The sequence below is a fragment of the Agathobaculum sp. NTUH-O15-33 genome (assembly GCF_033193315.1).
Classification (GTDB): Bacteria; Bacillota; Clostridia; order Oscillospirales; family Butyricicoccaceae; genus Agathobaculum; species Agathobaculum faecihominis_A.
Genome location: NZ_CP136187.1, coordinates 2,157,158 through 2,176,437, shown reverse-complemented (window position 1 = coordinate 2,176,437; position 19,280 = coordinate 2,157,158). Strand labels below are relative to the sequence as shown.

General features: G+C 56.3%; 11 protein-coding genes. 9 read left to right on the top strand and 2 right to left on the bottom strand.

Translation table 11 applies throughout. The features are described from left to right. The first annotated feature begins 55 nt into the window (after window positions 1–55). From RWV98_RS10830 to RWV98_RS10800, 7 genes are all read left to right on the top strand, one after another. A complete protein-coding gene (locus RWV98_RS10830; RefSeq protein ID WP_317860700.1) occupies window positions 56–388 on the top strand; it encodes a hypothetical protein in 333 nt (110 codons plus the stop codon). Beyond that, entirely contained in the window at window positions 346–9,585 is a 9,240-nt protein-coding gene (locus RWV98_RS10825) for an S-layer homology domain-containing protein (protein WP_317860698.1), read from the top strand. The genes RWV98_RS10830 and RWV98_RS10825 overlap by 43 nt, the downstream gene beginning before the upstream one ends. Before the next feature lie 120 nt (window positions 9,586–9,705). Next, on the top strand, window positions 9,706–10,092 hold the full coding sequence (locus tag RWV98_RS10820; RefSeq protein WP_317860696.1) for an HTH domain-containing protein: 387 nt from the start codon (window positions 9,706–9,708) through the stop codon (window positions 10,090–10,092). Between the two features lie 18 nt (window positions 10,093–10,110). Next, the gene (locus RWV98_RS10815) at window positions 10,111–11,904 is read left to right on the top strand and encodes a putative bifunctional diguanylate cyclase/phosphodiesterase (RefSeq protein WP_317860694.1); all 1,794 of its coding nucleotides are present in this window, start codon (window positions 10,111–10,113) and stop codon (window positions 11,902–11,904) included. 202 nt (window positions 11,905–12,106) lie between these two features. Next, window positions 12,107–12,295, top strand: a complete 189-nt coding sequence (locus RWV98_RS10810) for a hypothetical protein (protein ID WP_280962448.1) — start codon at window positions 12,107–12,109, stop codon at window positions 12,293–12,295. 18 nt (window positions 12,296–12,313) lie between these two features. After that, window positions 12,314–13,192: a DegV family protein gene (locus tag RWV98_RS10805; RefSeq protein ID WP_317860692.1), complete on the top strand. Its 879-nt coding sequence runs from the start codon at window positions 12,314–12,316 to the stop codon at window positions 13,190–13,192. A 77-nt stretch (window positions 13,193–13,269) separates the two neighbouring features. Then, window positions 13,270–15,075 carry a polysaccharide deacetylase family protein gene (locus tag RWV98_RS10800; RefSeq protein WP_317860690.1) on the top strand — a complete coding sequence of 602 codons (1,806 nt, stop codon included), beginning with the start codon at window positions 13,270–13,272 and terminating at the stop codon, window positions 15,073–15,075. Window positions 15,076–15,151: 76 nt separating this feature from the next. On the opposite strand, the gene RWV98_RS10795 is transcribed toward RWV98_RS10800, so the two are convergent. Then, on the bottom strand, window positions 15,152–17,263 hold the full coding sequence (locus RWV98_RS10795; protein WP_317860688.1) for an S-layer homology domain-containing protein: 2,112 nt from the start codon (window positions 17,261–17,263) through the stop codon (window positions 15,152–15,154). Window positions 17,264–17,325: 62 nt separating this feature from the next. Further along, window positions 17,326–18,297, bottom strand: a complete 972-nt coding sequence (locus RWV98_RS10790) for an RluA family pseudouridine synthase (RefSeq protein ID WP_317860686.1) — start codon at window positions 18,295–18,297, stop codon at window positions 17,326–17,328. Window positions 18,298–18,493: 196 nt separating this feature from the next. On the opposite strand from RWV98_RS10790, the gene RWV98_RS10785 reads away from it, so the two are divergent. Further along, entirely contained in the window at window positions 18,494–19,003 is a 510-nt protein-coding gene (locus tag RWV98_RS10785) for a YceD family protein (protein ID WP_280962453.1), read from the top strand. A 54-nt stretch (window positions 19,004–19,057) separates the two neighbouring features. Further along, a complete protein-coding gene (rpmF, locus tag RWV98_RS10780; RefSeq protein ID WP_280962454.1) occupies window positions 19,058–19,243 on the top strand; it encodes a 50S ribosomal protein L32 in 186 nt (61 codons plus the stop codon). Window positions 19,244–19,280: the final 37 nt, after the last annotated feature.

Sequence of the window (19,280 nt, the reverse complement as noted above, 5' to 3'; positions counted from 1 at the left end):
GGCTTGCGGGAGGGAATCCGCAGCGACTTTGCAATAATGAAATGGAGGAGAAGGCATGAGCAGAAATAAAAGCAGGTTAAAACGCTGTGTCAGCAGCTTGCTGGCGGCAGTAATGCTGCTGACGATGCTGCCAACCGCCGCGCTGGCCGCCGACAAGGCGACGGTGACCCTGCCGAAGGGCGGCGATACGTTTACCGTTGCAGTAGAAAGCACGGTGGAACCGTATGAAGAAACGGATACGGCGCAAATATACCGGATCAATAAGGACAGCGATTTTACCTTCCGTGTAAAAATGGCGGAAGATCATGCCGGCACGCAGGTGCTGGTAGCGGCGAACGGTAAGGCGTGCCCCCCTCGGAAGAGGGGACCTATACGCTCTCCGGCGTGACGGAAGACACCGAGGTGACGATAGAACCCATCCGTCCGGCCGGCAATGCGATAATGTCCATTGCGGATAAGGTGACGGTCACCTTGCCGAAAAACGACGAAGTGTTTACGATCACCGCCGATGGATACGGCAGCCCAGCGGTTTCTGGGAATCAGCAGAAGTATTCCATTACAAGCGGCAGTAACTTTACATTTAGCTTGAAACTAAAGGACGCCTATACCCAATCCGCAATGAAAGTAACCGTCAATGGAAATGAAATCTATCCAACGGCTGAGAAAACGTATACGATCCCGACGGTGACTGCCGATACCACAGTGTCGGTAGAACCGGGCAGCGGTGCAATAGGATGGGAGAAAAACAAGTATAATGTTACGATCCCGAAATCCGGCATAGGATACCAATTAACACAGGTGAATGTAGGCGGTGTGTCGACCACGATCAACGATGTAAGCGGCGCGCATACGGCCATAGCGACCCACGGAGATCAGGTTATTTTTACGATTGCATTGGCCGAGGGTTATACGGATGCACAGCCCAAGGCAACGGTTGGCGGGACGACGCTGCCATCCAATAAAACAGATAATAAAGTGACGTATACCATTGCTTCTGTCACCAGCAATTTAACCGTGGCGGTCGACGCGGCGGCGGCAAACAAGCATACCGTTGCCTTTCCCGTTACGCAAGACGGCTATACCATTACCAGTACAAGCGGTATGATGACCGTGGAGCATAACGGCACTTTTTCATTTATTGTAACGGTATCAAGCGGATATTCCGGCACACCCACGGTTACCGCCAAATATGCGGGCGGCAGCGCCTTATCTGTCCAAACAGGCATGAACGGACAATATACCATAACGGGCGTGACCGGCGATGTGGAGATCAGCGTCGAAGGGATCAGGCCGGGAACGAGTACGGTAAACTGGATCGACCACGCTCTTTACAAATTTACCGTGCCAACCGCAGCCCCTGGCGTTTCAAGCATTACGGTCGCGACCGGTACAGAGCTGGAATGCTCGCTTCAGGTGGATCCCGCGGTCGATCCCACCACGGTCGTCGTGATGGCTGGTACGGAAACCGTGACCACGACGGCGGACGCCGCGGATCCTTACAAGCTGACCTTTAAAGTTAAGGTGACCGGCAACATGACGCTCACGGCACTCAATGCCGCGGGCCAAAAGTACAACGTCACATGGAATGTAAACGGCGTGACGAGCACGGAAAGCTATACGCACGGCGATCAGCCGAAATTCGCAGGTATGACCGCAAAACCGTCCGATGACAGCACAGGTACCGATTATGAGTTTATCGGCTGGGCATACGGCGCCGGCACGGTCAGCACGGATATCAAGGATTACACCGGAAGCATCGGTAAAAACGGCGAGACGCTGATCAATATAAAAAACGGTGAAGCCCTGCCTAATGTAACGGAAGCCCGTACCTATTACGCGGTTTATGCGAGCACGATACGGACCTATAAAGTGATCTGGATCGTGGATGGCAAGGTGACCACAAGCTACGCGCAGCATGGGAATAAACCGGTCTATCCGGGCACCGGCGACCCGACCAAGGCGGAAGACAGCCAGTATACCTATGCGTTTGAGGGATGGAAAAACGTGGACGGCGGCGATACGGTGTATAACGCTTCCAATCCCTTCCCGAACGTGACCGGCGCAGTCAGTTATGTCGCATCCTTCCAATCCTCGCCCAGAGAATATGATCTAACGGTGAAGTATGAGGCGGAATCGGGCCTGCGCTTGGACATGAGTCAGGACAAATTCAAAGCGAAAACTAAAAAAGTGGCCGCGGGTTCGGAGTTTGATGTAACAGCATGGGCCCCGGCAGAGGAAAAGGGCTATGGCTGGCGCGCAGAGCATCCATTAAAAGGCCCATCTATGCCCGCGGCCGATCTAACGATCGAAGTTACATTTTACGCTAAGACAGATACAAAGTACACGGTAAATCATTATAGAGGAAGCAAAAGCGCCGATCATTTACAGCAGGCCGACACGCTTACCGGTACGACAGACGCAAGAATAAGGCCAGCGGCGATCTCCATTCCCGGCTATGACGCGCCCACGCCGGAAATCACGCAGATCAATGCGGATGGTTCGACCGTCATCGACCTGATTTATAAGCCGCACCAATATACGATTACATGGAACGCAAACGGCGGCACGCTCCAAGATGGCGGGACGGAGGTGGCGAGCCTTATACAAAAGGTATCCTTTGGTGAAACGATCACGCCGCCAACCGCGCCTACCAAAACGGCGGATGGCACCTACCGTTATGAATTCTCTCAATGGCAGGGTTACGCCGCGGATATGACCATGCCCGCGAATGATTTGACCTTCCTTGCCGAATGGAATTCCATAAAGCAGCAACACACGGTCACAATCTCATATCAAAAGCCCGATGGGAGCAAAGCGGCGGAAGATCAAACGCAAACCGTTGATGTGGGAACGGCATACCGTGTGGTTTCGCCCACAGTCACCGGCTATAAACCGGGGCAGGAAACCGTGTCCGGCTTTATGCCGGATCATGATATCGCCGTAACGGTAATGTATTTCCCGGCAACGACTACACAGTATACCGTAAAATATTGGTTTGAACCAGCGACAGGCAGCGCGGACCATAATGATTTTGTACAAGACACAGCGCTTGCGCCGAATGAGACCTGCAATGGAACGACCGGACAGCAAACGAGTGTGACAGCCAAGCCGGTAACCGGCTTTACGGCGGAAACCGTACAGCCGCAAACGATCGATCCGCAAGGTACTACGGTTGTAAATGTGTACTACAAGCGCAATATGTACACGATCACATGGGACGCGGGGCAGGGCAAGTATGAAGACGGCACCACCTATCAAACCGAGCAGTTGCGGTATGGTGCGTCCATTACCGATCACAGCGCTAAGCCGACGCGCGAACCGGACAACGCAAGCAGCTATACGTTTAGCAAATGGGCGGCTCATGACAGTACGATGCCCGCACAGAATATCACCATCCGCGCGGAGTGGACGGCCACCTCGCTGACTTACACGCTTACGGTGAAATCCGAACTGCCGAGCGGTACGCAGACGGGCGTTACCACCCCGGAGGATATTGTGGAAACCGGTAAAAAAGCAGGCGACGTGGTCACGGTTACGCCGACACCGGTAAAGGGCTACACACCCGCCCAGCAGACGGTAACGGTTACCATGCCCGCGCAGGATGTTACGGTCACGGTGAAATATTTTCCCGAAACTAATACAGCATACAAGGTGGAGCACTACCTGCAAAAAGCGGATTCTCTAAGCGACTATGAATTGCAAGCAGCGGATACGCAGACGTTGACCGGCACGACCGATGGTGACACGGCGGCGGCGGCAAAGTCCTACGACGGCTTTGCGCTCAAGGGCTCGATCGTGCAGGAGAAGATCAAGGCGGACGGATCGACGGCCATCAAGGTGTATTATGACCGAAAAAAATACACCATGACATGGGACCTGATCGACGGCACTTGGCCGAGCGGTTCGACCAAGACGACCACGGAGGTCACTTTGGGACAGACGATCGTACCGCCCGCAGAAAGCGCCGCCGGTAAAACCAACGATCCGGGTTTCAGCTATGCCGATCCCAAGTGGAAGGACTTTTCTTTGGGACAGAAGTTGGATACGCCGCAGGATAGGACGTTTACGGCGGAGTGGACCAAAACCCCCAAGGCATATACGCTGCATGTGGTATGCAAGATGCCGGACGGCTTTGGCGGCAGTACGCCTACGGTAGAGGACAAGGCTTATCGCTATGGCGAAGAATATACGGTCAATATGCCTAGCGTGCAGAGTTATTTCGCAGCGCAGACAACGCTTACCGGCATCATGCCGGCAAAAGACCTTACCGTGACTATACCGTATTACGAGGGCACTTCAACAGCCTATACTGTAAAGCACTGGCGGGAGAAGCTGGAATGGACGGACGCTACGGATAAGTACGTGGAGGTCACGGAGGACGAACAAACGCTGAACGGCGTGACGAACGCCGACACCGCCGCAACTGAAAAAAATTATGAGGGCTTCAAGCTGATTGACGCCAGTATCAAGCAGGAAAAAATCAGCGCGGATGGAAACACCATTGTTAACGTCTATTACGACCGCATGACCTACAACGTGATCTGGGATGCGGGTACCGGCATGTTCAGCGGCAATCAAAAGACCAAAATTACCTCGGCGAAATATGGCGCGAAAATAGTAGCGCCCGATGCACCTCCGAGTATGAATGCGGACAGCCAGTATAGCTATACGTTCAAGGAATGGACAGGCTGGGCCGCGAGCGACACGATGCCCGTCGGCGGCAAGACCTATCAGGCGGCGTATAATTCCACAGAGCTTCAATATACGCTGACGCTGGCCTATGAAAAGTCAGATACAGGCCTGTCACTGGACTTGCCCGCGGGCACAAGCAAGCAACTGGCGTATAACGCCGCCTATGATTTTACGGCGGACGTGAATAAGCCGGAGGAAAAACCGGGCTACCACTGGGTGGCGGATCACCCCTTGACGGGCAAAATGCCCGCCGAGTCGCTCACGATCACGGTGACCTACTACCCAAACACCAATACAAAGTATGTGGTAAAACACGAGCTGCAAAATGTAGAAGGCACGGATTATGTAGAGAAAACCGAGGATGCGCAGACCTTCAGCGGCGTAACGGATTCGGAAGTGACCCCGGCGCCGCGCACCTATACCGGTTTTACCGCGCAGCCCGTTGCAGCGACGCCGATCGACCCGGATGGTACAAAGGTGATCACAATCCGGTATAACCGCAACAGCTACCCCGTGACGTGGAACGCGAACGGCGGTTATTTCGGGGAGAAAACCGCCGACAAAAAGACCTATACCCAGCAGGTCAAGTACGGCGGCGCAATCGCAATGCCGACGGCGGCGGATTATACCTCTCTGTCGCGCGATTCGGACGCGCAGCACGCATATACCTTCGCGGATACATGGGAGGGCTACGACGCAGACAACAAGCCCACCATGGATACGGTGGCGGGCAAGACCTACTACGCCAACTGGAACGAGAAGGCGATTGCGTATAAGCTGACGATCGTGTATAAATTGCCGGACGGCAGCACGGCGGCGGCGCCATATGAAGCGCAGTACAAGGTCGGCGAACAGTATAGCGTTGCTTCACCGGCTGATGTGTCGGGCTATACGCCCAGTCTGGCGACCGTAACGGGCTATATGCCGGCCGCGGATGTGACGATCGAGGTTCCCTATCTCGCCGGCGCTGCGACGAAGTATAAAGTAAACCACTACTTGCAGCCCTTGAACAGCGATAAGACGGGCGTTATCACGGATACCGCGCAGTTCACGCTGTACAGCGCCGAAGAGGATACTTACTACGGCATGACCGATACGCAAACCGCGGCCGTGGCCAAAAACATTACAGGTTTTGCACCGCGTGAGTTCACGCAAAAGAATATCCAAGCGGACGGCACGACGGAAGTCGATATCTATTACGACCGCAAGCAGTATACCGTAACATGGAACGCGGTGTACGGTAAGTTCGCAACCAATGAAACCGTCGCGACAAGCACGGTATATTACGAAGGCAAGATCGCTCCGCCTGCGGAGATTCCCACGCGCGATGCGGATAACGACTATACCTATGCGTTTGACGCATGGCAGAACTGGACGGAAACGGATACGATGCCGGCCGAAAACAAGACGTATCTTGCGCAGTGGTCGCAGACCGAACAAAGCTATACGCTGACCATTCTGTTTGAGCGCTCGGACGCGGGCAGTGTGGAGAACGTACCGAAGTTCCCCACAACGTACACACAAACATTGGCAAAGGGCGAAGCGTATAAGCTGGAACTGAAGCCTGCGGATCACACTTCCGATTATTACGTGCAGGGTTACACGCCGAACCAGTCCGTTATAGAGGGCACCATGCCAACGGGCGATATGACGGTCACCGTGATTTACAGCCCCAACACGGATACCCCCTATACGGTAAAGCATTTCCAGCAAAAAATCGGCGGCAGCGAGACGGACTATGAAAACGGCTATGCCGAGGTCGCGGACAGCGCCCAGTCGCTTGCCGGTACGACCAATACATCGACCAGAGCGTCCGCCATGACGTACGAGGGATTTACGCCGCAAACCTTTACCCAAGCAAACATCGACGCGGATGGAGAGCGGGTGGTCAAAATCTACTACACCCGCAACCTGTATCAGGTCGTATGGGACGCGAACGGCGGTAAGTATCACGACGGTACAACGCTGACGACACGCGTAGCGTACGACGATGAGATCAAGGCGCCGACGCAAGCGGAGTTGGAAGCCGAAGGATTCACACACGACGCGGATGCGCTTTACGAGTACACCTTTAATAAATGGCTGGATGCAGACAATAATCCATTCAGCGCCGTCCGAATGCCTGCCCGGACCATTTACTACCGCGCGGAGTGGTCGAAAGACGAGCACCCGTACACACTGACCATCGATTACGTGATGGCGGATGGACATACCGAGCTGGCGCCGCAGCGGCATGTGGACGATACCCTGCATTTTAACGCTCCTTATTCGGTGGCCTCACCGGAAGTAAACGGTTACACTCCGAATAGTGCAACGGTATCTGGAACAATGCCGGCGGAAGATAAAACGGTAACGGTCGTCTATTCGCCGAATGGGAACACGCCGTATACCGTCAAGTATTACTACCAGCAGGTCACGGGCGACGGTTACGACCATAGCGAGAGCGATAACAAAACCCTCACGGGAACGACGAATGCAAAGACCAAGGTGTCGGCGGGAACCACCTTAGGGTTCCATCCTTCGGAGCAGGAGGATAAAAAACTGACGCAGGTCGATATCGCGGCGGACGGCACGACCGTGGTAGAGGTCTATTATGACCGCGATGTAAACACAGTGATCTGGGATGCGGTGGAAGGTTATTTCATTCTCCCGAACGGTGATCACGCCGACAAACAGACAGCGGATTACCGCTACGGTGCTACCATTATCGCCCCGACCATGGAAATGGGGAGGGACAGCGACCGTACGAGCGATTACGCTTTCGATTCGTGGCTGAACTTTAGCGAAGGCATGACCATGCCCGCGTTGGATCAGACGTTTCACGCGAAATGGAAGACAGAGGAGCGGAAATACGAGTTGAAGGTGGAGCACAAACTGGAAAACCCCGGCTCCGCAGTCACACCGGCAACCGTGGTTCAAAAGCTGAACGTGGGCACCACGTTTGATGTAACGGCGCCCGCCGTGCCCGGCTTTACGCCCAAAACGGTTTCGCCGGACAATAACGCGTTCTCTTCGCAAAATCCAAGGATCGCGGGCAATATGGCGTCAAACGACCTGACCTATACAGTCACGTATCAGCCGAACAGCGACACTCCGTATCAGGTGGCGGTCTATCTGGAGCAGGTGGACGGAAGTTACAAGGCCGAGCCGGATCACACATATGACGCGGCGCACAAATTCAGCGACGCGGACGCGGTCACGTATCAGGGCGTTACCGGCCGGCAAACAGCGCTTACCGGAAACGAGTACGCCTACACAAATTATCATCTGGATACCGCAGAGGGGAAGGGCGTGCGGAACGTCGAGATTCTCGGCGTCGATCCGGACGGCAATAACCAAAAGGGTACGACGGTAAATCCCGTCGTTGTGAAGATTTACTACGCGCGCGACCAGTTTGCGCTGAACTGGAACGCGAACGGCGGTACATTCGCGGCAAACGGCGGCTATACGCCGAACGGAACCTACCGCTGGGGCACGGTCATCACCGCGCCGAAAACGGACGCGGACGGTGCAGAACTGACGCGTACCGGCTACAGCTTTAACGGCTGGACGGTCGCGCTCACACCGGCCGATGCGGCAGTCACGGAGATCCCGGCCCATATGCCGGCGGCGGACCTTATCGCCACGGCAGGCTGGAAAGCAGGTACGCATGTGGTGACCTTTGTTCCCGGTGAAGGCGGTTCCATCAGCTCCAACGGCGTAGAGCTGACGGACGGCAATAAACTTACCGTGACATACGATGCGAAATACGGCAAGCTGCCCCGCGCCAGCCTGTCCGGCAAGGTATTTCAGGGCTGGTTCACCGCGGCAAGCGGCGGCACGAAGATCACGGCGGATACCGTGGTCAAGCTGATGGGAGACACAACCCTCTACGCGCAGTTCGGCGACTCCGAACCCTCCGGCGGCGACGGCACCAAGCCGGATGATTCCGGCAGCGGCGGCTCCGGCGGCGGTGGTGGAGGCGGTGGAGGTGGCGGCGGAGCCGCCGCACCGGATACCGGCGCGAGTGATACGGTGACCAATCCGGACGGCTCCAAGACCGAGACCTTGACCGATGAAAAAACAGGCACGACCACCGAAACCACCACTTATCCGGATGGTTCCGTAATCATCAAGGTAACCGATAAGGACGGCGGCGTCACCGTCACCGAAACACGCAAGGACGGCGTGAAGGTGGAGACAACCATTGGAAAGAATGGCGATATCACCGCGAACGTGACCATACCGAACGGAATGAACAACGTTGTGGTAGATATCCCGGTGGAAAATCCCACACCGGGCATGACAGTCGTTATCGTCAAGCCGGATGGCAGCGAGAAACCGGTGAATCAGTGCGTTGTCACCGAGACCGGCCTGCGCGTATGGCTGGATGAGTCGGCCACGCTCAAGGTGGTGGATAACGCCAAGCAGTTCGACGACGTGCCCGCGGAAAAGTGGTACGCGGACGCAGTCAGCTTCGTCACCTCGCGCGGCCTGTTCAGCGGCATGGGCGACAGAACCTTTGCGCCGGACGCGCAAATGAGCCGCGCCATGCTGATGACCGTGCTGGCCCGTTTGGACGGGCAGGACACGGCTGGCGGAGAGCAGTGGTATTCCAAGGCCATGGCGTGGGCGGTGCAGACCGGCATTTCGGACGGCACCAACCCGGATGGCAGCATCACCCGGGAACAGCTCGCGGCCATGCTGTACCGTTTTGCGGGCTCGCCTGCGGTGGATGGCGGCGAGCTGGCGTTCAGCGACGCGGATCAGGTATCTGCGTACGCGGCGGATGCGCTGCGCTGGGCATCCGGTAAGGGCATCATTACCGGCAAGGGCGGCGGGCTGCTCGATCCCAAGGGCAACGCCACCCGCGCCGAAGTGGCGGCCATGCTGATGCGTTACGTCAGCCTATAAAACCCAAAGGCATTGGGGGAGGGGACTTTCGTCCCCTCCCGCTCCAAGCCCATCTGTTTATAAGGTGGGTTTGGAGCGGGAGATTAAAAATATAATTCTCTGGATAGAGAGGTGGGCAGTATGGGTAAACGGTTATTTACACAGGACGAAGTGGAAACATTGGAGCAAAACCCAAACGTTTTTTCGGTATCGCCGCGTGAGATACAGTATACCAACGCGTTTAAAGAGCATTTTATCGAGCGGTACATGGCGGGAGAAGGACCGACGAAGATCTTTACAGACGCGGGCTTCTCCGTGGAAATGCTGGGGTATAAGCGCGTGGAACGGGCTTCCTATCACTGGCGGCGGGCGTATGAGGCGGGCCAGCTGGGGAAATGGAAGGAGATCAATAACGACCGCACGCCCCGCAAGCTGCTGCTGAATGTGATCCGTGAACAGCAGGCGCAGATTCGCAAGCTGCAAAAGGAACTGAGACGGGCGAGGAGCAAAGAGGGAAAGAGCGCATAGGAAAAGGGCTGAAATGACATGAAAACGATGCAGGATAGCCGGGACGAAATAGAAGGTCTGGCAAAGCGGCTGATAAAGGCATATTTTGTAGAGCGCGACTATACTAGCTTGCTTTCTTTAATTTCCGAACGGATCAGCTGGGTAGGCGCCGGGCGTGTGGAAATCGGCTACGACCGCCGGTCGCTGATAGAGCTTTTTGCGCGGGAGCGACAAACGTATCAGGGCGGCTGGGTGATATCGGACGAGCAGTATCATATCGAACAGCTGGGGCCGGATATCGCGGGCGGTATCATTACCCTTACCGTGCAGTCCGATCTTACCGGTGGAGTGGCGTTCCGTAAGCCGGTGCGCTTTTCCGGCGTGTTCCGGCGGGAGCGTGACGGCTGGAAGGTGGTACAGTTCCATCATTCTATGCCGTTTGAAGAGCAGGCCGGGGAAACCGGGTTCAACGTGGAAAAGGCGCGGCGGGACTATATGGAGATAGAGCGGTCCCTGCGTCAGATGCTGGAGCAGCAAGGCCGAAAGTTGCAGGAGCAGGACGGCCTGACGGGCCTGCTGAACCGCCCGGGCTTTGAAAGCAGGTGTCGGGAGGCGCTGGCAAAGCCGAGTGAAAAACGGTTTGCGGTGCTGACGTTCGGGGTGAACCATTTCCGCTATATCAACCAACTGCACGGTTTTGATGTGGGGGATAATGTTTTGCGGAGCGTTGCGCAGAACATACAGGACAAATGCGTGGAAGGCGAGCTGTGCGCGCGTCTGGAAAAGGATCACTTTGCCATGCTGCTGACCTACTCGGCCACAAAAGATCTGGAGCAGCGCATAGAAGAGATACGCGATTGCCTGCTGGATGAAGCGATGCAGCAGGAGCTTCGCATCCATGTGACCTTTGCGGCGGGGGTGTATCCGATACCAGCCAAAAGCCGGCGCGGTGTGCGGCAGATGCTGGACAAGGCGCTGATCGCGCTGCAAAGCGCTCCGCGCGAGGAGGGCGCGAGCAGGTATGCGTATTATAACGATGCACTGGAAACGCAGCTGTTCCGAAGGAACGATCTGATGGAGCGCGCCTCGGACGCGCTGAAAAACGGAGAATTCAAGCTATACATCCAGCCGCAGGTGGACTTAAAGACCGGACAGGTGACGGCCGGGGAGGCGCTGGTTCGTTGGGTGACGGCGGAGGAAGAAATCATTGGGCCGGACGAGTTCATTCCGCTGTTTGAGGAAAACCGGTTCATCCGGGATCTGGACTTTTATCTCTTGGAGCAGCTTTGCAAAGAGATGCACGGCTGGGCCAAGCAGGGTCTCCCGCCGGTGGAGATATGCTCCAACCAATCCCGTCGGCATCTGTGTGAAGCGCACTACGTGGAAAAATTCTGCGCGGTGCTGGACAAGTGGCAGGTGCCGCACGGTCGAATCGTAGTGGAATTAACAGAAAGCGCGTTTGTAGAGAACGATACGGAGATGTACGCGCTTTCGCGCCGGCTGCATGAACGCGGCGTGCGGCTCGCCATAGACGACTTTGGAACAGGCTACGCCTCGCTGAACGTATTGAGCATGCTGTCCGCGGACGTGCTCAAGCTGGATAGAAGCCTGTTGCAGGATTTTGAGACGAACGCCCGCAGCCGCGTGGTGCTGAAAAAGGTGGTGGAGATGGCGCACGAAACTCAAATGCAAACCGTGTGCGAAGGCATAGAGACCAAAGCCCAGCTGGACTACGTCAAAAGCATTGGCTGCGATATCGGACAGGGCTTCTTTTTCTCCAAACCCATCCCGGTGAAAGCGTTTGAAAAGCTACTGCTCAAACAGAGGCAGTGAGCAAACAGGTTCCAATAAAGCCATTCGTATCATTATCGTCAATCGCTCCATCAAAAGCTCCCGAAATACACGCGAAAGCGTGGTATGACGGGAGTTTTCATTTTCAAAAAAGTATGACCGAACTGTGAAAAATGCCGATTCGGTTCGACTTTCTGTACGCATTGTGTTATACTAATGTCAATATAGCAAAGGAGAACCGGCAATGACTATTTTAACCTGCGAATGCGGCAACGAGATCTATATCATGGACGAGACCGACGCCACCGCGTGGCAGTGCGACGCTTGCGGCGAGTGGTATGATTTTTTCGGCGTCAAGGTCGCGCCGCCCGATCAGCGAAAGCCTGTTAGAACGCCCCATTCCGTCAACTGGAGCGCCGGAGAAGATCTTTAAGAAAAGCGGGAGAGGTTTATGAACCAACAAAAGATCGCATTGCTGACCGATTCCTGCGCGGACATCCCCGCGCATCTGATCAAAAGGTATGATATCTACGTTGTTCCACTTAAACTGATTTTTTCCGATGGCGAATTTTCCGATAATGTTGATATCACACCGGACGAGGTATACCGCCGCTTAAAGACCGAGCTGCCCAAAACCACGCTGCCGAGCGGCGAAGCCGTGGAAAACGCCTTTATCCGTATCCGGGACGCCGGATATACCAAAGTGCTGGCCATCAATTTTTCCAGCGGATTAAGCGGCACGCATAATTTGGTACGCGTGATCGGGGAAAATACGCCCGGGCTGGAGGTCGCAGCGTTCGATACGCTGAGCGGTTCCCTTGGCACAGGCATGACGGTTCTGCAGGCCGCGCGCTGGATCGAGGAAGGGTGGAGCTGGCATGCGCTGACCCGCGCGCTGCCGCGCCTGATGGCGGATACCCATGTCTTTTTCTGCGTGGATACGCTGGAATATCTGCAAAAGGGCGGCCGCATCGGTAAAATCGCCGCGGTGGCCGGAACGCTGCTGCAGATCAAGCCGATTATTTCTTTTGCTCCGGACGGCGAACTGGTCAGCGTGTCCAAGGTGCGCGGTCGGAAATTCGCCATGGAGAAAATGGTGCAAATGGCCACGGCGCTGGTGCCGCGCGGCGCGCGTTTTAACCTTGCCGTGGCGCATGGCGATTCGCCGGGCGAGCTGAAAGAGATACGTTCCATGGCGCAGCGCGCCCTGCCGGACCATGAAAATTTTATGGAGGGCGAGATCGACTGCACATTAGGGGTGTATGTTGGCCCACATCTGCTCGGAATCGGCGTTCAACTGCTTGCAGACGAGCTTTTTGTCGAATTGTAACCCAATTCTAGCATCATTCGTAGTATCATATGATATGACAAATCAATAACAGGATAGGCAGGAAGGAATGAACAGCAATGCCTTATCAAGCGAGGCGGTATCGCCGCCGCCGAAGACGCAACAGCCATTACGGCGTGTTGATCGCGCTGATTTTACTGATCGTGATCGCGGTGCCCGTTGGGTTCCGGCTGGTAAAGGGCGTGACCGGCGCAATATTCGGCGGCAGCAAAAATCAGGTGGTATTTCAGGTTTATAATTCCAAGGCGTATGTGGGCGGCGAAATAAAGGATATGGGCGGCGCCGCGCCGTTTGTGGATGACAGCGGCACAGCCGTTGTACCGCTTAAGGCAATGTGCGAAAGCCTAGGCTTGGAGCCGGGCTGGGAGCAGGTGAGCAAAACCGCCTCGATCACACACAAAAAAGATACGGTCCGCGTGACTGTTGGCAGCAAAACGCTGCGCTTTAATGATGAAACGCGCACGATGGCAACCGCGCCCGCCATTGTGGACGGTACGACCTATGTGCCGGTGCGCGAGATCTGCGAGGCGCTTTCTTGGAAGACCGGCACGCTCGACGCGACCAAGGGCGATCTGATCGTCGTTTCCAAATCCAAAAAGGAGTTGGATGATGAAAAGCTCACGAAGATCGCGGAGGAAGCCCTTCCGAAGCTTGGCCCGTCGCGTCAACAGGTAGTGGACGGCAGCGTGCTGCTGCGCGTCGATTCCGATAAGCTGCTGCTCAGCGGCGAAGCAAAGTCGATGACCGATTCTCTGGGCAAGCGCGGCTGCGCGGTCATGGAGAATGACGGGACAAAATTCGTGCCGTTGGAAGGTGCGGTAACGGCCATGGGCGGCGAGGCATCCAAGGATGACAAGAACCGATGGACGGTGAACGTCTTGGGCCGTGAATCCACTGTGGAGGACAACGGCAAGGCCAAGGTGGACGGCAAGCGCGTTAAAGGCGATAACTTAACGGCGCACACCGATCCGGACAGCGGCCGCTTTTATGTTTCGGCGCAGCTGTTTGCCGCGCTGATCGGCGAGCATTACAGCGATCTGAATGACGGCAACGGTACCCTTGCTTTTACAAAATCCCCGCTGGACGGCTATGACAGCCAAAAGGCCTATTTGGATTCCATGCAGAGCGAACTGACCCAATCTGTCGGCGGCAATATTCCGGAGGCGGATGTTTATATCGCGCTTTCCTTTGACGACGGCCCGACCGGCCCGCTGGACGGATATCCGGAAGGGCTGACCGCCCATCTGCTCGACGGCCTGAAGGAGCGCGGCGCGCACGCCACGTTCTTCATGGTGGGCGAACGCATCAAGGGCTACGACGGGACGATGAACCGCTTGCTGGAAGAGGGGCACGAGCTGGGCAACCATACGATGACCCACCCCGGCGACAAGCTTTCCGGTTTGGACGCGGAAAGCGTATACGATCAGGTGGAATCCAACAGCAAGCTGATCGAAGAGAAGACCGGCCACCGGCCCACGGTCATGCGCCCGGTCGGCGGCGGCGTCAACGCAACCGTGAAGGAACAGATGAAGGCGATCGGCGTGCCGATCGTCAACTGGAGCGTTGATACCGAGGACTGGCGTATACGCGATAAAGAAAGCGTGCGTAGCGCCATTGTCAATACCGCGGGCGACGGCGATATCGTGCTGATGCACGACCTTTACACCACCTCGGTCGAAGGCTGTCTGGCCGCGATCGACGATCTGCAAAGCCGAACGGATAAGACCTATGCGTTTGTAACGATATCCGAGCTGGCGGCGATCAAGGGCATTACGCTGGAACCGGGCGTGGTTTACAACAACCTGTCCGACGCCACGGCGCAAAGTATTCAGGACGGCACCTATTCTCCGGCTGAATTCACGTAAAACAAAAGCTGAACCCGGCAGTCACCGACTGCCGGGTTCAGCTTGTCAAAACGCCGCTGCATCGCGGCTTGGACGTTTAACGCGCCATGAAGTTGTAAAGAACGATGACGGCCTGCCCCCGCGTCGCGGTTTCATTCGGGTTAAAGCGGCCGTGCTCGTCGCCGCGGATTAGGCCCATGCCCTGCGCGGTGGCGACATAACCGTAATATTGGCTGGGAATCGCGGCGTCATCCGTGAACGAGGTGCGGTAAATGCCGGTCAAGCCGGCGGTCTTGCCAAAGCCGGTGCCGTCGATCAGTATTTTGACCAACTGCGCGCGGCTCACGAGCTGATCCGGGGCGCGCTCGCTCCGGGTGAGCATACCGTGGGAGTAAGCGGCTTCGTACAAAGAGTCGGTGTCCTCCTCATAGTACATGCCGTTTGCGCTGAGGAGCAGAACGAGCAGATCGCGCTGGGTCAGCGCTTTGCCCGGCTGCAGCGTGTCTTCGCGGTAGCCGACGCCCAGTTCTGCTAGCGTCATGGCCTGTGGGTGAGAGGCCTCGGTAACATCGGAATAGGAGATCGCGCTGTTCCAAGAGGAGGTGGGGAACAGCGTTTCGCCGGTTTTGGCGTCCACGCCGCGGCAGTACGTGTCGAATATGGCGGTATAGCCGAGCTTCCATTCAAGCAGGTAACGGCCGCCGGCCGCATAATAATCGGCATATTTCGGGTAGTCCGGCATGGAAGGGATAAGTTCCTTGGGCACGGCCACATATTGCAGGGTGACCGTCTGCGCGCCGAAGTACGCGTCCAGCGCTTTTTCGGCGGTGATTAGTCCATCCGCACGGTCAAAGGTCACGCTATCGTCCCAAGTATAGTAGAAGGAATCGACGAAGCCGCTCTGCCGGTCAATGCCTACGGTAAAGGCGTTGCCGGGGTAGGGGTGACCATTGGCCTGCTCCGCATAGGTGTAGCGTACATAGCGGTTGCTGAAATCCAGCGTATCGTACAGGGCGGTTTGCTCCGCCTGATCGGCAAAATAGCGCTTTAGGAACGCGGCCGCTTTGGCGTTTCCAGCGTCGCCCACATAAGTGGTGGCAGCGTTTTTGATCTCCTCGCCGCCATGGGTGGAAAGGTATTGCAGCGCGCCGGTGCGCGCGTCGACCTCGGCCGATTTAAACAGCGCGGGGTCTGTGCCGTTTTTTACATATTGCAGGCGGCACATGACCGCGCCGGTCTCGTCATCCACCTGACTGTACTGTGCGCCGGACAGCTTGTAGCCGTTCAGGCCGAGTTCGGGCATGGCGCGCAGCTTCGCATCCAGCGCATCCGTACCCAGCACGCCTTCCAGCGCCGCGATGGCGTCCTGTTCATACGCGGAGAGACCGTTTTCCGCGGCGGCGTCCGCACTGGAACCGGCGTATGCGCCGCCATAGCCTTTGTCACGTGCCTTTGTGTACAGTTGATCCAGATCGACGAGCGCGCCGGTCTGCGCGTCCACATAAAAATCGTTTGCAGCCTGCGGTACGTAGCGCAAGACCGCCTGCGTTTCGCCTTCTTCCAGCACGTATTCCAGCCGCAGCTCGTTTGTGGCGCGCAGCTTTGCCGCCGCCGCTTCCTTGGTCACGGCGGGCGTTTTGGAGGGAATGGCGCCGATGCGCGGCTCCTCGTTGCGGGAATAAGAGGTCACCGTCAGATCGGGCAGTGAAACGTGCACGCGCAGGGTCACGGGCGTGGGCACGCCGTCATAGGTCATCTGTCCGGAAAAGCTACAGGAATCGGTGTTATAGATCGAAATGTCGTCGTTATCATTTTCAAATACATAGCCCTCCTTCTCGCGCATCAAGCGGGATACAAAGGCGTCCGCCGCGGCAAGCGCCTCGCCGCGGGTTGATTTGGGCAGCTTGGGCGCGTAGTCGTCCCGGTAGGCGCTGTTTCGCCCTCTTTGCCAATAGGAATAGATCGTGCCGTCCTCGCCGGCCTGCACCTCAAGGGATTCGCCGTCCCCCGACCAGCTGAGCGACCAATAGGTTAGGCCCATTTCACTCGACTGATAGCCCTTGAAATCGGTGTACTGGTCACCGACGTCGATCTGCGCCTTAACCAGCTTTGTCACCTTGGCGAGCTGGTCGGACTGCGGCGCTTCGGCCGCGAAGGCGGAGCCGAAAAGCAAGCATGCAGATAAAATGATAGAGATCGCCTTTTTCATAATGTTTCCCTCCTTTAATAGGTTCCCTATTGTTTTAGACGAAGCGCCTATGCTTCGTGTTCCTAAGAAAGCTGGAAGCCGGGGAAATATTTTCGCACAAAGGGAATGTCCTTGACCCGGAAGGTTTTGCCGTTTAAATAGGAGAGCGCGCCCGCGCCGTCCCCGAAGCGAAAGGTGAGGGAGTAGGCGTAAAGCGCCTGTCCCTTTTCATGGTACGGCCGGTTTTGTTCGTTTGACCCGTATTTACCGTCGCCCAGCAGCGGACAGCCGATGGAGGCCATGTGGGCGCGTATCTGGTGCGTGCGGCCGGTCAGCAGTTCGCATTCGACAAGGGAAAGCCCGCCGTTTTTTGCCAGCGTGCGGTAGCGGGTGATCGCCGTTTTGCTGCCCGGCACCCGGGCGCTATGCAACGTGACCTGCTTGCGCTTTTCATCGCGGCGCAGAAAGTTCTCGATCTGACCGCTGGGCGGCGTCGGCGCGCCGTGCACGATCAGCAGATATTTTTTGATCAATTCGTGTGCCTTGATCTTTTCATTTAATATACGCAGCGCTTCGGCGGTTTTTGCGGCGACGACAATGCCGCCGGTATTGCGGTCGATTCGGTTGCATAGGGCGGGCGAGAAGGACGCGGCGTCCGCCGGGTCCCACGCGCCTGTCTGCACCAGATAGGCCTGAATGTGCGCGATCAGCGTATCGGCGTCGCCGGACTCGTCGGCGTGGACGACCATGCCGGGTGCCTTGTCGGCAAGTAAAATGTTTGCATCCTCATAAATCACCGTGAGTTTGGGGGACGAGATCAGCCGGAACGCCTCGTCCTCCCGCACGGGGGAGAAATACGCATCGTTGAGATAGAGCTGTACAAGGTCGCCCTCGGACAAGCGGAGCGAAGCCTCGGCCCGCTTGCCGTTCACCTTGATGCGCTTGAGGCGCAGGTATTTATGCATCTGGCCGCCGCCAAGCCGCGGCACCGCTTTTTCAAGAAATTTGTTCAGGCGCTGGCCGCTGTCGTTTTTCGCGATACTGTACTCTTTCATAGCAGGGTCCTTTCCCGGTTATTCTCTTCCTTTTAGTATAGCGGATTTGATCAAAAAAGCAAATGCCGCGGCAGGTATTCGCGCCGTCTGTGGGAAAGGGAGGGAATGGACAGAAAAAGCCGCGTTTTGCGCAATTTTTGGTTGACAAATGGGAGCGCGGTATAGTATACTATTCCATGTACCATGTGAGGTTGACATGAAGATTGATTTAAGAAAACTTACCGGCGCAGCCGTCGCTTCCATACCGTTTTCGGAAACGATCTCTCTGCGCGAGGAAAAGCTTTACGGCGCATATCCGTTCCAAAGTCCGGTAACGCTCAGCGGCGAAGTGTCCAACGAGCGGGGCGTTATCCGATTGACGGGAACGATCAAGACGATCTATTCGACTTGCTGTGCGCGTTGTCTGGAGCCGCTCGAGGTTCTCTTGACGGCTGAAGCCGACGTGATCCTTACCACCGATCCCGAGGCCGAGGAGGACGACGAAGTCTTAGTGCTCACGACCGACACCGTGGATCCGGCGGATATCCTAGTGCCCGAGTTGATTTTGCAGGTCGAAATGACATACCTCTGCAAGGAGGACTGCAAAGGCCTCTGTCCGCATTGCGGCGCGGACCGCAACAAGGTGACCTGCAACTGCGAAAGCCAGCAGATCGATCCTCGATTTGCCGCGCTGCGCGCGCTGCTCGATCCGAAAGAGGACGAGTAAACGTTTCATTAGTCAAAAAGAATCATAGAAGATAAAGTAGGAGGTGTATCCACCATGGCAGTACCGAAGAGAAAGATCTCGAAAGCCCGTCGCGACAAGCGCCGTAATTCTCACTGGAAGCTCTCTCTGCCCGGCATGAGCAAGTGCCCCAAGTGCGGCGAGATGAAGCTGAGCCACAGAATGTGCAAGGCTTGCGGCTATTACAACGGCCGCGAGGTCGTCGCCGTCAAGGAAGCGTAAGGCTAGACAGAATGAAAATGGAGAAGGCGGATGTGCT